This window comes from Shouchella clausii (assembly GCF_002250115.1).
Taxonomy (GTDB): Bacteria; Bacillota; Bacilli; order Bacillales; family Bacillaceae_D; genus Shouchella; species Shouchella clausii.
Genome location: NZ_CP019985.1, coordinates 2,988,227 through 3,007,021 on the forward strand (window position 1 = coordinate 2,988,227; position 18,795 = coordinate 3,007,021).

An 18,795-nucleotide genomic window follows, 5' to 3' on the forward strand; every position below is an offset into this window, starting at 1 on the left:
ATTAAGCTGAGAATTGTCTAAAAAGGAGCGATGAATGATGAAAGTGCCTGCTTATATCAATGAAATAAGCGCATGGGAAGACTCATTTACATTTTTTGTTCCCATCAAAGTCCGCTTTTCGGAAACAGATGCATTTGGCCATGTGAATAATACGTCTGCGTTTATTTATTTTGAACACGCAAGGCTTGAATTTTTTGAGTCTTGCGGCTTAATGGAAGATTGGGCCGCAATTAGCAGTGATACCATTGTCGTTACTGCTGATTTGCAATGTAACTATGTTGCCCAAATTCAATACGGGGATACGTTACATGTAGGGGTAAAAGTGGATAAAATCGGGCGTTCTTCATTGGACATTCATTATGTAGCAAAAAGAAACACCGATATTTGTTTAACAGGGAGAGGCACAGTGGTGCAAGTTGACAAACAGACAGGCAAAGCACTCCCTTTCTCTGAGAAGATGCTTGCTAAACTAGCATACAAAAAAACTACATAGCAAAAAGCCTGCTTAGCAGGCTTTTTTCAAATGGTCAATTCACCTAGACGTATTAGTTCGATAACGGCTTGAGAGCGCCCCTTTACTCCCAGCTTCTGCATTGTGTTCGAAATATGGTTGCGTACGGTCTTTTCACTAATAAAAAGGTGATTAGCAATTTCTTTTGTTGTTTGGTCTTGGACGAGTAGTTCGAATACTTCGCGTTCCCTTTTCGTAAGCAAAGGTTTTGGTCCGAAGTCTGCTCCCTTCAATATGTTCACTCCTTCATGCCGGGCTAAGAGCAGGTCAACGCTGACCTGAAAGGCTTTAGTCAAGACAGTATATGTTGTTTACGAAAAAGGTGTGAGCGTTCATTTACGAATAGGACGTTTTCATTATTGTCGAATTTAGTCGTTTTTTTGGTAGGGGCATTGTTTTTTTGTTGAAAGGGATTACCCCCCATGCTATAATGACGATGTTTATAAAGCTCTTTTATAAGAGGGTTTTGCAGCTTAATAAAGTGCATTGCTTAGCAAAAAAGAAAAATAAATTGGCTAGAGCAGCTCATTGCAGGGTACTATACTTAGTAAGAATCAGTCGTGATTTGTGCAAAGGCGACCCGCTGTACAAGGGCTTTACCAATGAGTAAATACTAATAGAAAAGAGGAATTACTATGGCTGAAAAAACATTTAAAATTACTGCAGAAACGGGCATTCACGCGCGTCCAGCTACGCAGCTTGTTAATAAAGCTGGCCAATTCTCGTCTGATATCACTTTGGAATACAAAGGGAAATCAGTCAATCTTAAATCGATCATGGGTGTCATGTCTCTTGGTGTGGGACAAGGCGCGGAAGTAACAATCAAAGCAGAAGGTTCAGACGCAGATGAAGCGCTTTCAGCTATTGAAGAAGTGATTAAAGAGGGACTTGGCGAATAATGCTTCATTCTCTTAAGGGCATTGCTGCATCTGCGGGTGTAGCAATTGCCAAAGCCTTTGTGCATGAAGAGCCTGATTTTACAATCAAACAAAAAGAGGCTAAAAACCCCAGTGATGAGATCAAGCGTCTGGACGAAGCACTGGCTATTTCCCGTGAAGAATTGACGGCTATTAAGGAAAAGGCGCTTAATGAATTAGGCGAGGACAAGGCTGAAATTTTTTCAGCCCATTTGCTTGTGTTAAGCGATCCTGAGTTGATCGACGCTGTTAAAACAAAAGTAAATGAAGACTCAGTAACAGCGGAGTATGCATTGAACGAAGTCGCCAATATGTTCATTACTATGTTTGAAAACATGGACAATGAATATATGAAAGAGCGAGCCGCGGATATACGTGATGTCTCTCGCCGTGTATTAGGTCACCTTATGGGAATCGAAATCGTTTCCCTTGCCGCTATAGAAGAAGACACCATTATCATTGCCCATGATTTGACACCATCTGATACAGCACAATTAAATCCTGACGTTATCAAAGGTTTTGCGACAAACATTGGCGGTCGTACGTCTCACTCTGCGATCATGTCTAGATCTTTGGAAATTCCTGCTGTGGTTGGGACGAAAGAAGCCACTGCCAAAATTGAAAACGGTGCACTTGTGATTGTTGACGGCATTGATGGCCACGTCATTGTCAACCCTACCGAAGAAGAGTTAGCTGCTTACGAACAAAAGCAAGCTGACTATGAAGCACAAAAAGCAGAGTGGGCAAAACTTGTCAACAAAAAGACGACAACGCAAGACACGCACCACGTTGAGCTAGCAGCTAATATCGGAACGCCTAAAGATTTAGACGGCGTAATTAACAATGGCGCTGAAGGAATCGGCTTATATCGGACAGAGTTCCTTTATATGGGGCGGACAGAGCTTCCAAGTGAGGAAGAACAATACGAAGCTTACAAAGAAGTAGTGGAACGGATGGATGGAAAGCCAGTCGTCATCCGTACGCTCGACATTGGCGGCGACAAAGAGCTTCCTTATTTGGACTTGCCACACGAATTAAACCCATTTTTAGGGCATCGAGCCATTCGCCTTTGCCTTGAAAAGCAGGACATGTTCCGGGCTCAGCTCCGCGCTTTGCTTCGCGCAAGTGCACATGGCAATTTGAAGATTATGTTTCCGATGATTGCGACGTTGGAAGAATTGCGTCAAGCTAAACAAATCTTACACGAAGAAAAAGATAAGCTTCAAGCGAGCAATGTTGATGTCAGTGATGAAATGGAAGTCGGCATTATGGTGGAAATTCCATCGACTGCGGTGGCGGCTCCACAGTTTGCCAAAGAAGTTGACTTCTTCAGTATTGGTACGAACGACTTGATTCAATACACAATGGCTGCTGACCGTATGAATGAGCGAGTTTCTTATTTATACCAGCCGTACCATCCAGCAGTTCTTCGTCTAATTGACATGGTCATTCAAGCTGCTCACGCAGAAGGAAAATGGGTCGGCATGTGCGGCGAAATGGCCGGTGATGAAATTGCGATTCCCCTTTTGCTCGGCCTTGGCTTAGACGAGTTCAGCATGAGTGCCACGTCGATTCTTCCTGCTAGAAGCCAGATTAGCAAGTTGTCTAAAGCTGAACTGGAATCTTTTGCCCAAGAAGCATTGACAAAAGATACGGCGGATGGAGTCGAACAACTAGTTCGCAGCAAATACAGCCAATCATAAGGAAATAAGGGCAAGCGGAAATCGTTTGTCCTTATTCCCATGTGTTTAGTCGACAATCTAAGAAATCTAGTTGATAAGAGGCGTTGACGTTAGTACAATAGTCTTAGAATAAAAAACGATAGGATTGGATGGAGGTGCAACGATTGGAAAAACCTTATGACAAAAATCGTCACCAATTCGAGGAGATTGAGCGCTCTCTCCGTAAAATTGCTGACTTAGTGAAACAAAAGGGCAGAGAGATTTTAGCGCATTTCCCGATAACGACGCCGCAATTTGTTGCACTGCAGTGGTTAAATGAATATGGTGATATGACCATAGGGGAACTTTCTAATCATATGCACCTGGCATGCAGCACAACGACGGACTTAGTAGATCGAATGGAGAAAAATGGATTGGTGATGCGGGTTAAAGACAAACAAGACCGGCGCGTCGTACGAATTCATTTGTTGGATAGAGGTCAAACGATCATACGCGAAGTGATCGCTAAGCGGCAACATTATTTAGCGGAAATGCTTGAGCATTTTACAAGTGAACAAGTGAACGATCTAGAAGAAAATTTAAATTTCCTTTTGAAAACAATGAAGGAAAAGCGTGAAGTGCGTTCATAAAGGGAGAGAAAAGACGCGTGAACAGACCGATTGGCATTATTGATTCTGGCATAGGGGGATTGACTGTCGCCTCGGAAATTATGCGTCAATTGCCAAAAGAACCGATTGTATATATAGGGGACTCTGCCCGTTGCCCATATGGCCCCCGCCCTGTTGAAGAAGTACGGGCATTTACGTGGCAAATGATCGGGCGTCTCTTAAATGAAGATGTGAAAATGATTGTGATTGCTTGCAATACAGCAACTGCTGTTGTGCTGGAAGAAGCAAGAGCCCAGTTAGACATTCCAGTTGTCGGCGTGATCCGTCCAGGGGCGATCAGCGCGATACAAGTGAGCGAAAATCGCCATGTTGCCGTCATTGGCACAATAGGCACAATTGCGAGCAACGCCTACACAATGGCACTCCATTCGATTGATGAAAACGTAACGGTTGAAAGCTTGGCATGTCCGTTATTTGTGCCCCTTGTTGAACAGGGGACGATTAAAGGACCTGAAGCCGAGGCGGTGGTACGCGAATCGCTCGCTCCCCTTCAAGGCGCCGGCTTCGATACGCTCATTTTAGGCTGTACCCATTACCCATTGTTAAAGCCTGTCATTGAAGTGTGTTTGCCTGGCGTTACTGTGATTTCATCAGGCGAGGAGACAGCAAGGGAAGTAAGCAGTTTGCTGTTTTACCATTCAATGAATGAACAACATCAGGCAAAGGCGACACATCGTTTCTATACGACTGGAGATGCGAATCAATTTAAGCAATTAGCGGCGAGTTGGCTAAACATTCACACGGGCTCTGTCGCGTCCATTCATCTTGATGGGCCATTGCCCATTCAAGCAACGATGAAAAGTAAGTGAAATTCAGGCAAACCCCTTTATGTTTCTAAGGCAGAGGTGTATGCTAGAGACAGGCAGTAGAATGATTGAGAAGAAGAGAGCGGCTATTTTGCTGTTCTCTTAAAAGAGGAGACTTTTAAAGGAGTGTAAAACATGGCATTTGTCATTTTGAGCCCTTGCATTGGGGAGAAAGCTGGGGAATGTGTCGATGTATGCCCAGTCGACTGCATTGAAGAAGGAGAAGACCAATACTTCATTAATCCGGATATTTGCATTGATTGTGGCGCTTGCCAAGGCGTATGCCCAGTGGATGCAATTGTGGAAGAATATGAGATGGCTCCTGAAGACCAAAAGTTCTTGAAAAAAGCGGAAGAATTTTTTGGGATTGAGTAACAGTTGGAAAGGCGCTAACAACATTTATCAAAGTAGCCTACGATAGAAAGCTCATCTCCTTGATATTGGAGGGAGCTTTTGTTTTGGTCATTTTCGCTTGCTTTTGTTAAAACAGCAAGGAACTGGACAAAAAGGCGAATTTTTGTATAATATAGGTTGGCAAAACATGAGACACAGATGTGGCTGACTAGGTAAGACACCTACACATTGTATCTTGCAAATATAAGGAGATAGGTGGAAGAGTATATGTCTAAAGATTACCGTGTACTATTGTATTATTATTACACTACGATTGAAGATCCAGAAGGATTTGCTAAAGAGCATCTCGCTTTTTGCAAAAGCTTGCAGTTAAAAGGCCGAGTGCTTGTAGCAAAAGAAGGCATTAATGGAACCGTATCAGGACTAAAGGAACATACCGATGCCTATATGGAGGCGATGAAAGCCAATCCGTTGTTTGATGGCATTATATTTAAAGTGGACGAAGAAGAGCAGCACGTATTTAAAAAGATGCATGTACGCCCTCGCCCAGAACTAGTAACGCTTCGCTTGAACGAAGACGATGTCAATCCAAACGAATTGACAGGCAAGCATTTATCGCCAAAAGAATGGCGTGAAGCAATGCTAGAAGAGGACACGGTTGTCATTGACGCCCGCAATGATTATGAGTATGATGTTGGCCATTTTCGTGGGGCCATTCGCCCAGACATTAAAGCTTTTAGGGAGCTGCCTGATTGGATTCGACAAAACAAAGAGCAATTTGAAAATAAGCGAATTCTTACTTACTGCACAGGGGGAATCCGCTGCGAAAAATTTTCAGGCTGGCTGAAAAAGGAAGGGTTTGAAGATGTAGCTCAACTGGATGGCGGCATTGTCACTTACGGAAAAGACCCAGAAGTAAAAGGGGAATTGTGGGATGGCAAATGCTATGTATTCGATGAGCGGCTAACGGTGCCGATTAACCACGTAGCGCCAACTGTAGTCGGAAAAGATTACTTTGACGGAAAACCGTGTGAGCGGTATGTCAATTGCGCCAATCCAGAGTGCAACAAGCAAATTTTATGTTCAGAGGAAAATGAGCATAAATATTTGCGCGGCTGTACACCTGAATGCCGCGTCCACCCTCGCAATCTCTATGTAAAAGAGCATCAGCTATCTCCTGAAGAACACCAAGCGCGACTTGACGTTCTTGGAGAGAGGCTACCTGCTAGATTATAAATCATTTACACGCCTCCTTTCTGGGAGGTGTGAGGTTGTCGGCAAAGTCCACAAACAATCAGACTGATAGAAAACGCTTGTCAGACGAGGAGTGCAGCCGAGGGAAGATGCGAATAGAACGTGGGTTCATGAGCATATGACCGAGGCAAACGACGAAGTATGTGAGCGTTTGTCTACAGTCTGACGCCTCCTTTCTTTGGGAGGCGTTTTTTTATTCAAGGTATAAACAAGCTGGTCTAATCTGAGAGAAAGCTCGTATATATGGAAGTACAACCATTCTGGGGAGGGAAACGTATGCGTAAATTAGCTGGAGTTAGCGCGCCTTTTGTTGTTGTACTTGCACTTACTACGGGCTGTTCACTTGGAGCCAATGATGCTGTGGACACACTCGATGAACCGCCAGTCACATACACGGATGCGGAAGAGGAATTGGAAAACGAAGAAAATGAACCTGAAGAGGATGTAACGGAAGAACAAGCAGATGAAAGCGAAGCAGGGGAAGAAACAGGGGAGGAAACAGGACCAACAGATGAAACAACTCCAGATGAAGCTGCTGAATCATTAAATCAGCGAGAGCTCTATTTAATTGACAGCAATGGCCTAGTCGTCCCGCAAACGTTGACGCTTCCAAAAACAGACAGTGTGATGAAGCAGGCACTTGAGTATTTAGTAGAAGGGGGACCAATCAACGATATTCTTCCTAACGGCTTCCGGGCTGTCTTGCCAGCAGGAACAGAAGTCGATATCGACCACTTAAAAGAAGAAAAGTTGGCAATTGTTAATTTTTCAAGTGAGTTTAATGACTACAACCTCGCAGATGAAAAGCGGATTTTTGAAGCTGTTACCTGGACATTGACGCAATTTCCTGACGTTGAAGAAGTGAAAGTCGAAGTAAACGGTTATGAGCTCGATAAAATGCCACAAAGCGAGAAACCGCTTGTCGGAAACCTTAGTCGCGCAGATGGCATAAATGTCGACACAAGCGAAGTCGTCGACTTTACCAATAGCACGGACATTACCCTATATTTCCTTGGGGCAAATGACGAGGAAACGTACTACGTACCGGTAACAAAAAGGGTTGAAAATGTCGACAATGAGCTAGAGGCGGCAATCAATGAATTGATTGAAGGGCCATCGCTCATGACAAATTTGCTAACAGAAATGTCAGGCGATGTGGAACTCCTTAATGAACCTAAACTGCAAAATGGCGAAGTCGTCTTAGACTTTAACGAAGCCATTCAATCAGCCAACGAAGGCAGCGCCATTCCGACCAGTGTATTGGAAAGCTTAGCGCTCACATTAACAGAGCAAGGCGGCATCGAAAAAGTGTCAATCCAAGTGAACGGAGAGGCAGGCGTAAATGAGGCGGGCATTGAAGTGGAAGAAGTCACTCGCCCTGAGCTCGTGAATGCTAAGCCGCTATAGGGAAGCAGACAAGGCGCTTGCATATGCAGGCGCCTGTTTAGGTATGTTATACTAGACCCGATACAATTTGGAGGGCTTTCCATTGCTAAGGAGGAAAACAAATGCGCCAAGACGGCCGAAAACAAAATCAACTAAGAGAGGTTGAGATCATTCCTCATTTTACAAAGCATGCCGAAGGGTCTGTACTGATTTCTGTTGGCGATACAAAAGTGATATGCACAGCAAGCATTGAAAACCGCGTCCCCCCGTTTTTACGTGGGCAAAATAAAGGGTGGCTAGCGGCGGAATATTCGATGCTGCCACGAGCGACAGGCCAGCGAACGATTCGCGAAGCCGCAAAAGGCAAATTGAGCGGGCGAACAATGGAAATCCAACGCCTGATCGGCCGGGCACTCCGGGCAGTTGTCGATTTAGAAAAGCTCGGTGAAAAGACGATCTGGATCGACTGCGACGTTATCCAAGCAGATGGCGGTACTCGGACCGCATCGATTACAGGTGCATATGTGGCGCTTGTGCTCGCGGTTCAAAAAGCGTTTGCTGAAAAAACAATTAGCGCTTGGCCGATTACTGATTTTTTAGCAGCTATATCTGTCGGCATTTTGCCTGAAGAAGGGGCCGTGTGTGATCTGTGTTACAGCGAGGATTCACAGGCAAAGGTCGATATGAATATCGTCCAAACAGGTTCAGGCGATTTTGTTGAAGTGCAAGGCAGTGGAGAAGAAGCTGTTTATACACGCAGTGAATTGAATGCGCTCCTTGACCTCGCTGCAGAGGGCATTGGCCAATTGATTCACATCCAACGCCCGTTTCTTGGCGAGGCAGCTAGTTGGATTGAAGAAAAAAAGGGGACATGAACATTGAACGAATTGGTTGTAGCCACAAAAAACAAAGGCAAACTTAACGACTTTCAAACATTGTTTACTGATCGTTACATAGTCAAATCACTTTACGATTACCCTGAAGTCCCTGAGATTATTGAAGACGGCGACACATTCCATGAGAATGCCGTCAAAAAAGCAGAAACGCTGGCTGCCCATTTACAAAAACCGGTCATTGCCGATGATTCAGGGCTGCTGATCGACGCCCTTGGCGGCAAGCCAGGAGTATACTCTGCTCGCTATGCTGGTGAACCGAAGAACGACCAAGCCAATATTGACAAAGTTCTTTCGGAGCTTGACGGTGTCCCGACACAGAAGCGTACTGCCCGTTTCTTTTGTGTCATTGCGTTGGCCGAACCAGGAAAAGAAACAATTTTTGCCGAAGGAGCTTGCGAAGGCCGCATCACCGAAAAACCAACGGGTTCGAATGGTTTTGGCTACGATCCGATCTTTTTGGTGCCTAGCCACGGACAAACAATGGCAGAGCTATCAGCCGAAACAAAAAACCAGCTCAGCCACCGCGCCCGGGCCCTCACAGCCTTAAAAGAAACAATCGAGGGAGCGTGGCCGAAATGAATATTCTTATCATTAGCGACAGCCATGGCTGGACCGATCAGTTAAAGACGATTATAGGCCGCCACGAACATGAGGTGGACCAAGTCATACATGTCGGTGATTCAGAACTTCCTGAACACGCGCCAGAACTGGCTGGGGTTAACGTGGTTGCTGGCAATTGCGATGTGTTCTCTTCTTTTCCAAATGAGCTAGAATGCCAATGGGAAGGAACAACCGCTTATATCGCCCACGGCCATCATCATGGCGTTAAACAGACGCTTGCGAAACTAATCGGCCGTGCAAAAGAAAAAGGCGCACGCATCGCCATCTACGGCCATAGCCATATTGCCCGGGCCGAAGAGCAGGATGGTGTCATCCTCATTAATCCCGGGAGTGTTCGCCTACCAAAACAGTACCCTGAAGGCACATATTGCTGCCTAACAATCGGAAACGAACATGCCGACATCAACTATTGGACAACCGCTGGCAAAAAAGCAACAGACTTGGACAAGCACTTCACGCTCTAAAAAGGCTCGTTTTTGCAAATAATGGTTGACAATCTTTTTAATGTCCTGTATAGTTATAAGCGTCGCTGCTGTAAGCGGCGCTTAGCATGTACATAATAGGCTATCGAAAATAGAATCGCTATGCGGGTGTAGTGTAGTGTTAAAACCTCAGCCACGAGCGACACATCCGTGAAAAACCATCGAGTTGCCTCGACGCATAATCCTCATCGAATAAGCAGGTAGAGGAAGAGGCATGTTGTTCGGTGCTCGAAAAATGAGGAAAGTAATATTAAAAATGCGGGTGTAGTTTAGTGGTAAAACCTCAGCCACGAGCGACACATCCGTGAATAGACTCCGAGTTGCCTCGACGCATAAGCATCATCGAGTAAGCAAACAGAGGAAGAGGCATGAAGTGCGGTGCTCGAAATAAAAAATAGCTTAATTTTAAATGTGCGGGTGTAGTTTAGTGGTAAAACCTCAGCCTTCCAAGCTGATGATGAGGGTTCGATTCCCTTCACCCGCTCCAATCATGTCCCAGTAGCTCAGTAGGATAGAGCAACGGCCTTCTAAGCCGTCGGTCGGGAGTTCGAATCTCTCCTGGGACGCCATTACATCTTTTAGGAAAAGTCTATACTCTTGGTGAAGTCTCGTAAACGCTTGTGTATCAACGTTTTCGAGTTTTTTATTTTTGAAGGGTGACGATTGAAGACGTTAGAAATTGATTTTGTTTTACACATTTCTTACTCACGCAGGTTTACCCGACCATTTGTTCAAAAGTTTCAACGGTTGCTTTTTTATCCGTAACTAGAATGCCCATGAACTGGCAGTGTACTCTCATGAATTCGTTATTTATGGAAAAATTTAAACTACGCGAATTTAGTTGTCGATTTATAATAAACCTGTATAGCGCGTTTCCCCAATCATACCCGGGAGGACGTTCGGGCAGGAATTGCGTGTTTATGAATTAAGCAATAATCAACGGATAAACGGCAAACCCATTTACTTCCTGAATACGTTATGGTATCATTTAATTGGATCTAGCAAGCTTTCCTGAGAACAAAAAGCGCTCGTGCAGGAGCGCTTTTTTATTTATCCTTTTTTAATCCCAATTCCCTTTGGTCGAGCAGCTTGCGTAATTCATATATATCTTCAGCAGTGGCATGTTTTCGCACAAATGTGCGAGCGGTGGAGCGGTATGACAGGTACTTTTTATGCTCTTTGTTCTTTTCAATCCATCTGGCATTATATTCAGCTTGATTGTATTTAGTCATGGTGTTCCTTTCTTTTGGCTAACGAACTCATTCCCTTTATAAATATTATCGCCACGACTACCCAAAACAATGTCCGTAACTCCATAAAATAGCCAATAAGCAACAGGATAAGAAGGGTCATCGAGAGTAGCGCGGACAGCAAAAGTTTATTTTTCATACTTTTTGGCTAATGCTATATAATAGAAGGGGAAAGGTGGGAGAGGGCTACGCCCTTTCCCGTCAGCCTTTTGCTTCATCGTCAGAGGAACGCTGTGCAGAGCGTTCCTTTTTACGTTTATGCATATACTCAAGAATTTTGAGTGTGGCATCAACGGATGAAACGTAAACGCCTGCTAAAACGGCGATCAAGGCTATGAACCTTTCCAGTGGATCTAGCAAGAGCCTTATCCTCCTTTCCTAAGAACTAACTTCATTATAATACATGTATTATAAAATGCAAGTCCTGTATCACGAATAAAATAGGGTTTTTGAAAGATGACATGTCAATTTAAATAGGCGTCCTTCTAGGACGTAGATAATCATACCTACGCAAGGTTGCGTTATGAATACGGCAAATGAAACAACAAATACTCTTTGGATAGGAGGCTTTTTTATGTGTTTAAAAGTATGATAAAATTCCGATGGAAATTTGCTTTCTCTTAATTAAGAAAACGCTCCCCTGTAATTTTATGCTCGTCTAGTGTAGTATATAAGTCCTGTGATTTTGAGTAGGGGTCATGTATAATATTTCTATAACGACTCAGAAAATGGTGATAAGATGAGCAGCAATTTTTCTTTCTTGCGAGGGAATTGGAAGGTGCTTGCGAACTTAGGAGAAACAGCTGAGAAGAACGTCTATCAAGACCCTCATACTACGATTTTGAAGTTACGTTTGTTTGCTGAAACATTAGCACAAATTTTGTTAGCTTCTGAAAACATGAAAGAAGTAAGAGGAACAAATCAGGTTGATAGAATTAATATGTTAAAACGAGAAGGCTTGCTCGAGCCTGAGCTTGTCGATATGTTTCATACGTTACGTACTAAAGGCAATAAGGCTGCACACAATGGACACTATGGTGAAACAGATGAGGCAATAACGCTATTACAAATTGCGTATAGACTCGCTGTATGGTTTATGGAAGTGTATGGTGATGATTGGAGCTTTGATGCGCCAGAATTTGTAAAGCCAGTAGACGAGCCTGCACTTGACTTAGAACAAATGCTAAAGGAGCATAATGAAGAAGTTCAGAAGCTAGAGCAGCAGCTTGAACTAGCTCGCTTAAAGGCGGCGTCAGAGGCTAACGATTCGAAAACCGAACGGAAAAAAAGAACGAAGAAGTTTATGAAGCGTCAGCATTTAACGGAAGCGGAAACGCGCTCGATTATCGACGAAAAACTACGAGAAGCTGGTTGGGAAGCTGATACGGCCAATTTGAACTACCAGAAAAATGGTACGTTGCCACAGAAAAATAAAAAATTGGCGATTGCTGAATGGAAGGTGGAAGGTGGGCGCGTCGATTACGCATTATTTATTGGCTTACAGTTAGTCGGCTTTATTGAAGCAAAAGCACAAAAGAAAACGATTCCAAGTGCTCTAGAAAGCCAGACGAAAGTGTATGCTAAACAAGTCATGCAAGTGGCTGACGAAATCATCACACCTACAACAGGTGACTACCAAGTTCCATTTTTATATGCGACAAATGGGCGACGTTATTTAAAGCAGCTTCAAGAGGAATCGGGGATTTGGTTTTGGGATTCAAGAAAGCCAACCATACATGCTCGACCATTAGAAGGCTGGCATTCACCTGCTGATTTAAAGCTTCTTTTAAGTCAAGATGACCAACTGGCGAATCAAAAATTAGAGGAGCAGGATATTACAAAGTTTGGACTTAGGCTTTATCAGCAGCGAGCTGTCAAAGCAGTTGAAAAAGCCTTGATTGCAGGACAGAGGAGAATGCTTGTTGCTATGGCAACAGGAACGGGAAAAACAAGAACGGCGATTGCCTTAATGTATCGCTTAATTAAGTCCAGAAAGGCAAGGCGAATTTTATTTCTTGTTGACCGAAGTTCGCTTGGGCAGCAAACCGAGGATTCTTTAAAGGATACGAAGTTTGAAGAGCTGTCTTTTGCTGATATTTATGATGTGAAATCATTAGACGATATGACACCAGAAGAAGCTACGAAAGTACATATTGCCACTGTACAAGGCATGGTGCGCCGTCTGTTTTATAGTAAGGATACAACAAATATACCATCTGTCGGCCAATATGATTTCATCATTGTTGATGAGGCACATCGTGGCTATACGAGCGATAAGGAAATGAGTGACGATGAATTAGAATTTCGTGACCAAGATGAATACATTAGTCATTATCGCCGTGTAATTGACTATTTTGATGCCGCTGTATTAGGGCTGACAGCAACGCCAGCATTGCACACAACCGATATATTCGGTATGCCAATTTTTAAATACTCGTATAGTGAAGCGGTGCTAGATGGTTTTTTAGTTGACCATGAGCCGCCATACTTGTTTAAAACGAAGCTTGTCGAAGAGGGCATTCACTTTGAGAAAGACGAAGATGTTGAAGTTTATAACGTCGATGCAGGTGAAATTATTTTAGAAAAAATGGAAGACACGCTTCATTTCGAAGTTGAGCAATTTAATCGTCGTGTAATAACCGAATCTTTTAACCGTGCGATTTTAAATGAGCTTGTTCAATATATTGACCCAACAAGTAAGGAAAAGACGCTCATTTTTGCAGCGACAAATCAACATGCCGATTTAATCGTACGTTTATTAAAAGAGGCGTATCAAGAGCTTGGTGATGAAATTGAAGATGATGCGATTATGAAAATCACCGGCTCCATTTATAAGCCGCTGAACGCGATTAAACGTTTTAAAAACGAACGGTTGCCTAATGTTGTTGTAACGGTAGACTTGTTGACGACAGGGATTGATGTACCGGCAATTACAAATTTGGTTTTCTTGCGTCGTGTTCAGTCGAGAATTTTATATGACCAAATGTTAGGGAGAGCAACGAGATTACATCCAGAGATAGGGAAAACCCACTTTAATATTTATGATGCGGTCGGCATTTATGAAAAGCTACAACACTATACCGATATGAAGCCTGTAGTGAAAAAACAAACGATGACAATTGCCGATTTAGCTGACGGACTAGCCCAAGCTGAATCCGAACAAGAGACGAACTACTACCGAGAGCAATTAACAGCAAAATTGCAACGCAAAAAGCAGCGTTTAAATGATGAAGCAAAGCAACAGTTCGAGCAATTAACAGGTGGCCAATCAGTGGACGAATGGGTGCAAAATGTCAAAAAATACACACCAACTGAAGTGAAGCAACATCAATTTATTTTTGAGTATATGGAATCATATCGGACAAATGGCGAAAAGCGCTATATCTCTCATCGAGAAGATGAAGTCATTTCAGTCGAACGAGGGTACGGAGAAGGAAACAATAGACCGGAAGACTATTTGGATGGGTTTACAAAATTTATTCAAGAACATATCAATGAAATCCCTGCCCTACAAGTTGTCGTGACAAGGCCTCGGGACTTAACAAAACAAGATTTACGTGAATTGATTGCCATTTTAGAAGCGAAAAACTTTAAACAATCGCATCTGCAATCTGCTTGGAAGCAAGCGAAAAACGAAGAAATTGCCGCTGATATTATTAGTTTTATCCGCCAAGCAGCCCTCGGCGAGGCACTTGTTGATCAAGAAACACGGATTAAAAACGCGATGCAAAAAGTGTACTCGTTACATGACTGGAAGCCAAGACAAAAAAAGTGGTTAGAGCGTATCGAAAAGCAGCTCATTCAATTCCCAGTGCTTGCGCCAACTTCACAGGATGCTTTTTCCGAAGAGCCGTTTGCCAGCCAAGGTGGCTATAAGCAAATGAAAAAATTATTTGGCGACGATATCGATGTTGTTGTCAACACCATTAATGAGAACCTTTATATTAGCTAGACGAAGTTTCAATATATCGCCCCTTTTATGGGGCCGTTTTTTTCGTTTATACTAGTAAGTGGTAAAAAATTCTCGGAGGCCATTATGAACAATCAAGAAATCGTACAGAAGCTATGGAATCTATGCAATGTCTTACGAGACGATGGCATTACCTATCAACAATACGTAACGGAGCTAACCTATTTACTCTTTTTGAAAATGATGAAAGAGAAAGGCGAAGATACAGAAGCGGTTATTCCAGAAGAATATCGATGGGATAAATTAGTCGAAAAAGAAGGAAAGGAATTAAAGAACTTCTATCAGCATCTATTATTAGAGCTAGGAAACAATGAGCACCCGCGCTTGCGTTTAATCTATAGTGATTCCTCCACAAGTATTACAGAACCAAAAAACTTAGAGAAAATCATTAAGTCCATTGATGCTCTTGATTGGTATAGTGCCAAAGAAGAAGGGCTTGGCAATTTATATGAAGGGTTACTTGAAAAAAACGCGAGTGAAACGAAATCAGGTGCAGGGCAATACTTCACACCACGTGTCTTAATTGATGTGATGGTACAATTAGTAGACCCAAAAATTGGTGAACGTTGTAATGACCCAGCGGCTGGTACATTTGGCTTTATGATAGCTGCTGACCAATATTTAAAAAGCAAAACCGATGATTATTTCGATCTTGACCCACAGAAAGCAGAATTTCAAAAGAAAGAAGCATTCAGTGGTATGGAACTTGTCAAAGGGACCCATCGTTTGGCGCTCATGAATGCATTGCTTCACAATATTGAAGGGCGAATGGAAAACGGTGACTCGTTATCAAGTAACGGCAAATGGATGAAAAATTATGATGTGATCTTAACAAACCCTCCTTTTGGAACAAAAAAAGGCGGAGAACGTGTATCACGTGATGATTTAACATTTGAAACATCGAATAAACAATTGAACTTTTTACAGCTCATTTATAATGCCTTAAAAGATAATGGACAAGCACGTGCAGCAGTTGTTCTACCAGATAACGTCTTATTTGAAAGTGGTGTAGGCGCCCAAATTCGTCGGGACTTAATGGACAAGTGTAACTTACACACGATTCTACGCTTGCCAACAGGGATTTTTTATGCGCAAGGTGTAAAAACAAATGTCTTATTCTTCACTCGAGGAAAGACAGATAAAGGCAATACAAAAGACGTCTGGGTATACGATATGCGTACGAATATGCCATCATTCGGTAAACGAAACCAGCTAACAATGGCTCATTTTGAACAGTTTATGAAAGCATATGTAGCAGAAAACCGTGAAGAAATCATAGACGAACGCTGGAATAAATTCAGCCGTGAAGATATCGTCAAAAAGAACGATAGCTTAGACATCGGCCTCATTGCCGATGAATCATTATCCTCCTATGACAACTTACCGGACCCAATTGAATCCGCTGAAGAGGCGATTGCCAAACTACAACAAGCGATGGATTTATTAGGCGAAGTTGTAGAAGAATTACGCGAAACAGAAAAAATCAAGGTGACAAACTAATGGCAAAGAAAAAGAAGACGATGGAAGAGTTGTTGGAAGAGGCATTGGTGCCGGAGGAAGAGCAGCCTTATGAAGTGCCAGGGAATTGGGTTTGGACGAATATCAAAACCATAAATACTACCAAAAAAAGAAGTATTAAACCAAATGAGTTTGATAATGAAGTATTTGAACTATATAGTGTTCCAAGTTACCCTCAAGGAAATCCAGAATTAGTGAAAGGGGAAGAAATAGGCTCTAATAAACAGATTGTTAGCAATGGGGATGTGTTATTGTGCAAGATTAACCCAAGAATTAACCGAGTTTGGATGGTGAATTCAGGTGAAGAACAATATAGGAAAATTGCTTCAACTGAATGGATAGTTATTAAAAATGCTAATGTTCATTCGGACTATTTATTAATGTATTTCAAGTCGCCATACTTTAGAAAGCTGTTAACATCAAATGTTACTGGAGTGGGTGGTTCATTAACAAGAGCAAGACCTAAAGAGATAGAGAATTATACGCTCCCCCTCCCACCCCTCAACGAGCAAAAACGAATTGCTGATAAGGTTGAGCGTCTTTTAAATAAAATTGACGAAGCAAAGCGGTTGATCGAAGAAGCGAAGGAATCGTTTGAACTACGGAGGGCGGCGATTTTGGACAAGGCGTTTCGGGGAGAGTTGACGAGGGAGTGGAGGGAATTAAGGGAACTCCCACAAGTAGAATCAAAACAAGATGGACCATATAAGTTACCACAAGGATGGATTTGGAAAAAGATAGGTGATTTGTTCCATGTACAGATAGGCAGTACACCCAGTCGGAAAAACGATGAGTATTGGGGTGGTGCATTTTCATGGTTAAGTTCAGGAGAGATTCAGTTTAATATTATTAATGATTCACGAGAATATGTTACTGAGAAAGCAATAAATGAATGTAGATTAAAGTTAGCCCCTAAAGGGTCAATTCTTTTTGGAATGATTGGGGAAGGTAAAACAAGAGGGCAAGTGGCTATCTTAGATATTGACTCTTATCATAATCAAAATACTGCTTCAATCTGGGTTTCAGAAACAGAAATAGATAGTGAATATGTATATTATTGGCTGCTATCTCAATATACGAAAAATAGACAGAATAGCGCTGGCAATAACCAACCGGCTTACAACAAATCTCGAGTAAAAGAACTGTTTATACCACTTCCACCGCTTGCTGAAATTAAGGTAATGATACATATAATTAAGGGATTAATGCAAAAAGAAATAAAGGTAAATGAATTACTTGAATTAAATATTACTATGGATAGCATAAAACAATCCATCCTCTCCAAAGCCTTCAAAGGCCAACTAGGAACAAACGATCCAACAGAGGAAAATGCAATCGAGTTATTAAAAGAAGTGCTCCAAGAAAAACTCTAGACTATATTTATTCGAAAGATGAGAAGCTAAACGTTTCTCATCTTTTCTTTTTCATACGACGAATTGTAATATGAAGTGCAACACCTAAAGAAAGACAGCTCATGGAACCCTCGTGTAAGATGTTCGTACCTACACAAACCATCAAGGAGGGCAACATGAGCTGCTACCATCATCTTACCACATTTGATCGTGCCCGTATTGAAACGATGACTCATCTTGGGATGTCTCTTCGTCAGATCGCTAAGAACCTTGGGAGAAGTCCGTCCACGATTTCTCGGGAACGACGCCGAAATGCGAACGGGAAGACGCCTTATCAATCGGAGAACGCCCATGAGATGGCCCAAGAAAGAAGAAGGAAATCGAAACCACATGGGAAATGGTCGCCTGAGCTTGCCGAGTTCATCACAAACAAACTCGATCGTACATGGTCTCCTGAGCAGATTGTCGGACGGTGTTTTTCTCGGACGCTTTCCTTTAAAACGATTTATCGGTGGGTCTATCAAGGGCGTTTACAACGGACAGCGTCTGTGCTGCGTCGTAAAGGGAAAAGCCAAAAACCCTATGAAACCCGGGGGCGCTTCACCGTTGGTACTTCGATTAAGCAGAGGCCTAAAGAGATCCGAAAACGAGAGACATTTGGCCATTGGGAACTAGACACGGTCGTATCGGGTCGTGGAAAAAGCAAAGGCTGCCTAGCGACCTTCATTGAACGAAAGACCCGTTGGTATTGTGCCATCCCCATGCCAGACCGAACGGCCGCCTCGATGGAAGCGGCCATCCGAAAGGTAGAAACCTCTTTGCCTAAAAACGCCTTTCAAACAGCCACCGTAGACCGTGGAAAAGAGTTTGCCTGTTATGGCCCGATCGAAAAATCAGGAGCGATTTCCTTTTATTTTGCCGATCCTTATTCTTCATGGCAAAGAGGCAGTAACGAGAACGGGAATGGCCTCCTGCGAGAGTTCTACCCGAAGGGAACGGATTTTGCTTGCATCGATCCATTTGAATTAGCTAGGAATTTAGCTCTTATCAATGAACGACCAAGAAAATGTTTACAATGGCGAACAGCACACGAGGCTTTTACCCATGAACTGTTGCACTTGAATTGAC

The 18,795-nt window shown here is 42.9% G+C and carries 17 protein-coding genes and 2 tRNA genes; 17 read left to right on the plus strand and 2 right to left on the minus strand.

The window, feature by feature from the left end; genetic code table 11:
- Positions 1-37 precede the first annotated feature (37 nt).
- Positions 38-493 carry an acyl-CoA thioesterase gene (locus BC8716_RS14350; RefSeq protein ID WP_094426706.1) on the plus strand — a complete coding sequence of 152 codons (456 nt, stop codon included), beginning with the start codon at positions 38-40 and terminating at the stop codon, positions 491-493.
- Between the two features lie 26 nt (positions 494-519).
- Here the strand turns inward: BC8716_RS14350 and BC8716_RS14355 are convergent, their stop codons facing one another.
- Positions 520-744 carry a helix-turn-helix domain-containing protein gene (locus BC8716_RS14355; protein WP_011247503.1) on the minus strand — a complete coding sequence of 75 codons (225 nt, stop codon included), beginning with the start codon at positions 742-744 and terminating at the stop codon, positions 520-522.
- Between the two features lie 402 nt (positions 745-1,146).
- Between BC8716_RS14355 and BC8716_RS14365 the strand changes: the two genes are divergently transcribed.
- The 12 genes from BC8716_RS14365 (at position 1,147) to BC8716_RS14420 (ending at position 10,146) form a co-directional block, all read left to right on the plus strand.
- On the plus strand, positions 1,147-1,410 hold the full coding sequence (locus tag BC8716_RS14365) for a phosphocarrier protein HPr (protein WP_011247502.1): 264 nt from the start codon (positions 1,147-1,149) through the stop codon (positions 1,408-1,410).
- Positions 1,410-3,131 (plus strand): phosphoenolpyruvate--protein phosphotransferase, encoded by a 1,722-nt coding sequence (gene ptsP / locus BC8716_RS14370; RefSeq protein ID WP_094426711.1) that lies wholly within the window; start codon positions 1,410-1,412, stop codon positions 3,129-3,131. Before BC8716_RS14365 ends, ptsP begins: the two co-directional genes overlap by 1 nt.
- Positions 3,132-3,259: 128 nt before the next feature.
- Entirely contained in the window at positions 3,260-3,739 is a 480-nt protein-coding gene (locus BC8716_RS14375; RefSeq protein WP_062749927.1) for a MarR family winged helix-turn-helix transcriptional regulator, read from the plus strand.
- A 17-nt stretch (positions 3,740-3,756) separates the two neighbouring features.
- The gene (gene racE, locus BC8716_RS14380; RefSeq protein WP_094426714.1) at positions 3,757-4,587 is read left to right on the plus strand and encodes a glutamate racemase; all 831 of its coding nucleotides are present in this window, start codon (positions 3,757-3,759) and stop codon (positions 4,585-4,587) included.
- A 132-nt stretch (positions 4,588-4,719) separates the two neighbouring features.
- A complete protein-coding gene (fdxA, locus tag BC8716_RS14385; RefSeq protein WP_011247498.1) occupies positions 4,720-4,959 on the plus strand; it encodes a 4Fe-4S ferredoxin in 240 nt (79 codons plus the stop codon).
- A 246-nt stretch (positions 4,960-5,205) separates the two neighbouring features.
- Complete coding sequence (trhO, locus tag BC8716_RS14390; RefSeq protein ID WP_094426716.1) at positions 5,206-6,174, plus strand: oxygen-dependent tRNA uridine(34) hydroxylase TrhO; 969 nt, start codon at positions 5,206-5,208, stop codon at positions 6,172-6,174.
- Between the two features lie 294 nt (positions 6,175-6,468).
- Complete coding sequence (locus BC8716_RS14395; protein WP_094426719.1) at positions 6,469-7,599, plus strand: GerMN domain-containing protein; 1,131 nt, start codon at positions 6,469-6,471, stop codon at positions 7,597-7,599.
- A 101-nt stretch (positions 7,600-7,700) separates the two neighbouring features.
- The gene (rph, locus tag BC8716_RS14400; RefSeq protein ID WP_094426721.1) at positions 7,701-8,453 is read left to right on the plus strand and encodes a ribonuclease PH; all 753 of its coding nucleotides are present in this window, start codon (positions 7,701-7,703) and stop codon (positions 8,451-8,453) included.
- Between the two features lie 3 nt (positions 8,454-8,456).
- Positions 8,457-9,053, plus strand: a complete 597-nt coding sequence (locus tag BC8716_RS14405; RefSeq protein ID WP_094426723.1) for an XTP/dITP diphosphatase — start codon at positions 8,457-8,459, stop codon at positions 9,051-9,053.
- Positions 9,050-9,559: a metallophosphoesterase family protein gene (locus BC8716_RS14410; RefSeq protein ID WP_094426726.1), complete on the plus strand. Its 510-nt coding sequence runs from the start codon at positions 9,050-9,052 to the stop codon at positions 9,557-9,559. The genes BC8716_RS14405 and BC8716_RS14410 overlap by 4 nt, the downstream gene beginning before the upstream one ends.
- Positions 9,560-9,990: 431 nt before the next feature.
- Positions 9,991-10,064 (plus strand) — tRNA-Gly (locus BC8716_RS14415).
- 5 nt (positions 10,065-10,069) lie between these two features.
- Positions 10,070-10,146: transfer RNA gene (locus BC8716_RS14420), tRNA-Arg, on the plus strand.
- A gap of 882 nt (positions 10,147-11,028) precedes the next feature.
- Here the strand turns inward: BC8716_RS14420 and BC8716_RS22325 are convergent.
- Complete coding sequence (locus BC8716_RS22325; RefSeq protein WP_157730446.1) at positions 11,029-11,187, minus strand: hypothetical protein; 159 nt, start codon at positions 11,185-11,187, stop codon at positions 11,029-11,031.
- Between the two features lie 379 nt (positions 11,188-11,566).
- Between BC8716_RS22325 and hsdR the strand changes: the two genes are divergently transcribed.
- The 4 genes from hsdR (at position 11,567) to BC8716_RS14445 (ending at position 18,794) form a co-directional block, all read left to right on the plus strand.
- Positions 11,567-14,779 carry a type I restriction-modification system endonuclease gene (gene hsdR, locus BC8716_RS14430; RefSeq protein WP_094426731.1) on the plus strand — a complete coding sequence of 1,071 codons (3,213 nt, stop codon included), beginning with the start codon at positions 11,567-11,569 and terminating at the stop codon, positions 14,777-14,779.
- Between the two features lie 84 nt (positions 14,780-14,863).
- Positions 14,864-16,297: a class I SAM-dependent DNA methyltransferase gene (locus BC8716_RS14435; protein WP_094426734.1), complete on the plus strand. Its 1,434-nt coding sequence runs from the start codon at positions 14,864-14,866 to the stop codon at positions 16,295-16,297.
- Positions 16,297-17,688 carry a restriction endonuclease subunit S gene (locus BC8716_RS14440; protein WP_094426736.1) on the plus strand — a complete coding sequence of 464 codons (1,392 nt, stop codon included), beginning with the start codon at positions 16,297-16,299 and terminating at the stop codon, positions 17,686-17,688. The genes BC8716_RS14435 and BC8716_RS14440 overlap by 1 nt, the downstream gene beginning before the upstream one ends.
- A gap of 155 nt (positions 17,689-17,843) precedes the next feature.
- Positions 17,844-18,794, plus strand: a complete 951-nt coding sequence (locus BC8716_RS14445) for an IS30 family transposase (protein ID WP_094426740.1) — start codon at positions 17,844-17,846, stop codon at positions 18,792-18,794.
- The last annotated feature ends 1 nt before the right edge of the window (position 18,795 follow it).

Bases quoted from the DNA above. Each gene is read 5' to 3' on its own strand.
- BC8716_RS14350 (WP_094426706.1), top strand. From the start codon at position 38: ATGAAAGTGCCTGCTTATATCAATGAAATAAGCGCATGGGAAGACTCA.
- BC8716_RS14365 (WP_011247502.1), top strand. From the start codon at position 1,147: ATGGCTGAAAAAACATTTAAAATTACTGCAGAAACGGGCATTCACGCG.
- ptsP (WP_094426711.1), top strand. From the start codon at position 1,410: ATGCTTCATTCTCTTAAGGGCATTGCTGCATCTGCGGGTGTAGCAATT.
- BC8716_RS14375 (WP_062749927.1), top strand. From the start codon at position 3,260: ATGGAGGTGCAACGATTGGAAAAACCTTATGACAAAAATCGTCACCAA.
- fdxA (WP_011247498.1), top strand. From the start codon at position 4,720: ATGGCATTTGTCATTTTGAGCCCTTGCATTGGGGAGAAAGCTGGGGAA.
- trhO (WP_094426716.1), top strand. From the start codon at position 5,206: ATGTCTAAAGATTACCGTGTACTATTGTATTATTATTACACTACGATT.
- BC8716_RS14395 (WP_094426719.1), top strand. From the start codon at position 6,469: ATGCGTAAATTAGCTGGAGTTAGCGCGCCTTTTGTTGTTGTACTTGCA.
- rph (WP_094426721.1), top strand. From the start codon at position 7,701: ATGCGCCAAGACGGCCGAAAACAAAATCAACTAAGAGAGGTTGAGATC.
- BC8716_RS14410 (WP_094426726.1), top strand. From the start codon at position 9,050: ATGAATATTCTTATCATTAGCGACAGCCATGGCTGGACCGATCAGTTA.
- hsdR (WP_094426731.1), top strand. From the start codon at position 11,567: ATGAGCAGCAATTTTTCTTTCTTGCGAGGGAATTGGAAGGTGCTTGCG.
- BC8716_RS14435 (WP_094426734.1), top strand. From the start codon at position 14,864: ATGAACAATCAAGAAATCGTACAGAAGCTATGGAATCTATGCAATGTC.
- BC8716_RS14440 (WP_094426736.1), top strand. From the start codon at position 16,297: ATGGCAAAGAAAAAGAAGACGATGGAAGAGTTGTTGGAAGAGGCATTG.
- BC8716_RS14445 (WP_094426740.1), top strand. From the start codon at position 17,844: ATGAGCTGCTACCATCATCTTACCACATTTGATCGTGCCCGTATTGAA.